Here is a 3,489-nt window from a genome sequence, read left to right as displayed (position 1 = left end):
CCTGCCGGGCGGCCGTGCGCGCGTTCCGCGGCGGCGGTCTTCTTTTACTCAACCTCACCGTTCCGTCGTTCCTGGCCGGGCCCGGGGTGCTCCGCGGGATTGCCTCCTGCCCGGGCCGGACGGTGGTCGAGGTGACCGAGCACGGGCCGGAGGCAAGCGCCTGCGAGGTGGTGCTGGCGGCAAGCGCCTGGCGCAGGGAAGGCTACCTCATCGCGGCTGACGACGTGGTCCCCGGGACGGCGCGCTTCGGGGCCCTTGCGGCAGCGGCCCCCGAGTTCGTGAAGGTCGCGCGCGGGGTCGTGGCCGAAGCGGCCGGGTCCCTGCGGGCGGTGCGGGTGCTCGCGGAGGTGACCGCCCGGGCGGCCCGCTGGGGCGGCCGGATGGTGGCGGAGGGGATCGAGACGGCGGAGGAGCTTGAGCGGGTGCGGTCGGCCGGGATCGGGCTCGGCCAGGGATACTTGCTGGGCGGGCCGGCCGCCGCGTGAGCGTGCAAGCATGAAGAAGGGAGGTTGACGGTGTGAAAAGCAGGTTCAGGCTAGCGGTGCTGGGCCTCGTGCTGGCCCTGGCCGTCGCCGTGGCAGCTGGCGGGTGCAGGCGCAGTCCCTCCACGGAAAAGGAACTGGTCAAGCTCTGCCAGGATTACACGGTGCTGTTCGCGGAGAAGAAGTTCGCCGAGTGCCGGGAGTACCTGACGGGCGAGGCGCTGACGCAGTTCGAGCTGGGGCTGCCCCTGCTGGAAGCCACCAAGGCGGTCCAGTCCAGGGTTTCCGACTTCCGCGGTGCGGTGGACTTCGTGAACCGGTCCGGAGACCGCGCCTCGGTGAGGTGCACCTGGCTGCAGGAGGACACCGTACCCGGGGCGGGCACGGTGGTGAACCGGATGGACGTGGCCTATGACGTTGTCAAGCTCAAGGGGCGGTGGCTCATCTCCGCGGTGAAGCTGCTGGCCCAGGAAACGGGAGGGAAGTGAGTTGAAGAAGCGCAAGTCCTCGTTCCTGCTGCTTCTTCTGGCGGTGGTGCTGGCCCTGGGCGCGGGCGGCGCCGCGGTCATGGCGGTGAAGAGCTACTCCGAGACGGTGCCGGCCATCGTGGCTGCGCGGGACATACCGCGCTTCACGCGCCTGACTGCGGAGATGCTGGCCGTCGAGGAGGTGCCCAAGGCCTCCCTGCCGGAGGACGTGATCCGTGAGCCGGGGCAGGCGGGCCCGTCCACGGACCTGCGCTCGCTTCTCGGCAAGTACACTTCGGTGGAGGTGCTGCGGGGTGACGTCCTGCGCCGGGCGCATCTGGCCGAGGTGAGGGGCGAGCGCGGGCTGATGACTGCGCGGGTGTCGGCGCTGGGTGACGGAGCCCTGAGGGCGTTTGCCGTTCCCTACAGCCCGGAGACGGCGGTGGGCGGCGAGGTGCGGGAAGGCGACCGGGTGGACATCATCGCCTCGGTGAAGATCGACGCGCCCGCGGGCCAGGTGGGAGTGGGCAAGATCGTCGCGCGCAACGTGCTCGTGCTTGCGGCTTCCAAGCCCGGCGGAGAGAGCTCGGGCGTGCTGGTGCTGGCCCTGCGGCCGCCGGAGATCGAGGACATCGCGTTCGCCATGTCCTGCGGGCGGCTGCTCTTTGCGCTCAACCCCTACGAGACGGACGAGCAGGCGGCGGTGACCCCGGGCGTGACCGGGAGATCGTGGCTGGAGAAGTACGGGTTCGAAACTCCCGGGCCACCGTCCGCCGGGAGGTGACCGAGGTGCCCTTCAAGGTGGTACTGGTGGGCGGGCCGGCCTTCGTGAAGGAGGCCGGCCGCACGCTACGCGGGGACGAGATCCGGGTGGCCGGGTCGTTCAGCGACGTGGACCAGGCCTGCCGGGTGTTGGCGGAGCTTGAGCCTGACGCGCTGATCGTGGACAGCCAGATACCCGAGGGGCTGGAGGCCGCCGCGCGCCTGGCGCGGGCCTGCCCGGGGGCGGTGGGGCTCCTGGCCGTGCCCCGGATGTCGGTGGACGCGTGGCGGCAGGCCAGGGCCTACGGGATGCGCGGCGCGGTGGTCGCTCCGCCGGAGTACCGCGAAGTGCTGGACGCGCTCGGGCAGGCCCGTGAGGAGGAGGCCAGGAAGGTGCCCGCGCCCGCGCCCGCGGCGCGCGAGGATGACGCGGGCACGCCGCCTGAACGCGGGGCCATGGTGGTGGCCCGCCAGGAGGTGGTGTGCGTCTGGAGCCCCAAGGGCGGCGTGGGCAAGACCACGGTGGCGGTGAACCTCGCCGCGGCCTGCATGGGCGGGCCGCTGCGCCTGCGCTCCTGCGTGGTGGAGTTCGATCCCTGCGGCAAGCTCATGGTTGCGCTGCAGCTCAAGGAGGGATGCGCGACCCTCTCTGAGCTGGTTTCCGGGTTCGTGCCTCTTGACGGCGTGCAGGTGGCGCGGCACCCCTGCGGGCTGTACGCGCTGCCCGGTCCGCGGCGGCTCATGGGCGAAGACCTGGGCGATGCCGACGGGGCCAAGCTGGTGCTGGAGTGGCTCAAGCGGCGGTTCGATGTGGTGGTGATAGACTGCGGCATCCAGCTCACCGACCTGGCGGCCGTGGCGATGGAGATGTCCGACCGGGTGCTGCTCGTGAGCACGGTGGACACGGTGTCCCTGCGGCTGCTCAACGAAGCGGAACCCTTCGTGCTGAAGCTCGCGGAAGACCCCGGCAAGTGCTCGGTGGTGCTCAACATGGTTGCCCGTCGGCCGGACATCTCCCTGCGGCGGGTGGCGGAGTGGGTGCCCTTCCCCGTGTCGGCGCGGATTCCCGAGGACCCGGCCGTGCGCGCCCTGCAGAACCAGGGCGAGATCGCCGTGCTGGCGCGGCCGGAGAGCCCGTTTTCCCACGAGGTGCGCGTGCTGGCCGGCCAGGTGGCACCGGCGGCGCAGGCGCCGGCGCGGCGCGGGTGGCTCGGGCGCCTCTTCGGCCGGAGGTGACCCGGTGTGGCGGAGGACTACGTGCGCAGGAAGCTGGGGCTGGCCCCGTCCCCGGGCGGCAAAGGCGGCCTGTCCGCGCCGCCTGAGGACCCGGGTTACGTGGACGAGGTAGTGGTCAGGGTGCGCACCCGGCTGATGGCCGAGGTGCCGCCGGAGGTGCTTCACGACGCGAAGAAGCCCGAGGTGCGGGCGCGGCTGGAGAAGGTGGTGGAGCGCCTGGTGCGGGAGGAGGCCGCGCGCCTGGGGCGGGTGGCCAGCGTGAACCTGGCCAACGAGGTCCTCTCGGACATCTTCGGCTACGGGCCCATCCAGCCGCTGGTTGAGGACCCCGAGATTACCGAGATCATGGTGAACGGCCCCGGGGAGGTGTGGGTGGAGAAGGGCGGACGGCTGCACCGGACCGAGCTCAAGTTCCGCGACGACGCCCACTTGCTGGGCGTGATCGAGCGTATCGTGGGGCCGCTGGGCAGGCGGGTAGACGAGGCGGTGCCCATGGTGGACGCCCGGCTCCCGGACGGCAGCCGGGTGAACGCCATCATCCC

Annotated in this window: 5 protein-coding genes; all 5 read left to right on the top strand. The window is 71.7% G+C overall.

Going from position 1 to position 3,489, the window contains the following annotated elements; translation table 11 throughout:
* Window positions 1–485, top strand: a 485-nt coding sequence (locus AB1609_18400) for an EAL domain-containing protein (GenBank protein MEW6048418.1), incomplete at its 5' end; no start/stop codon positions are given.
* Between the two features lie 32 nt (window positions 486–517).
* A complete protein-coding gene (locus tag AB1609_18395; protein ID MEW6048417.1) occupies window positions 518–970 on the top strand; it encodes a hypothetical protein in 453 nt (150 codons plus the stop codon).
* 1 nt (window position 971) lies between these two features.
* Window positions 972–1,733, top strand: a complete 762-nt coding sequence (gene cpaB / locus AB1609_18390) for a Flp pilus assembly protein CpaB (GenBank protein ID MEW6048416.1) — start codon at window positions 972–974, stop codon at window positions 1,731–1,733.
* Window positions 1,679–2,947, top strand: a complete 1,269-nt coding sequence (locus tag AB1609_18385; GenBank protein MEW6048415.1) for an AAA family ATPase — start codon at window positions 1,679–1,681, stop codon at window positions 2,945–2,947. The genes cpaB and AB1609_18385 overlap by 55 nt, the downstream gene beginning before the upstream one ends.
* Window positions 2,948–2,953: 6 nt before the next feature.
* Window positions 2,954–3,489, top strand: a 536-nt coding sequence (locus tag AB1609_18380) for an ATPase, T2SS/T4P/T4SS family (protein ID MEW6048414.1), incomplete at its 3' end; no start/stop codon positions are given.

This window comes from Bacillota bacterium, from assembly GCA_040754675.1.
Taxonomy (GTDB): domain Bacteria; phylum Bacillota; class Limnochordia; order Limnochordales; family Geochordaceae; genus Geochorda.
This window is presented reverse-complemented; position numbering and strand designations above follow the sequence as displayed.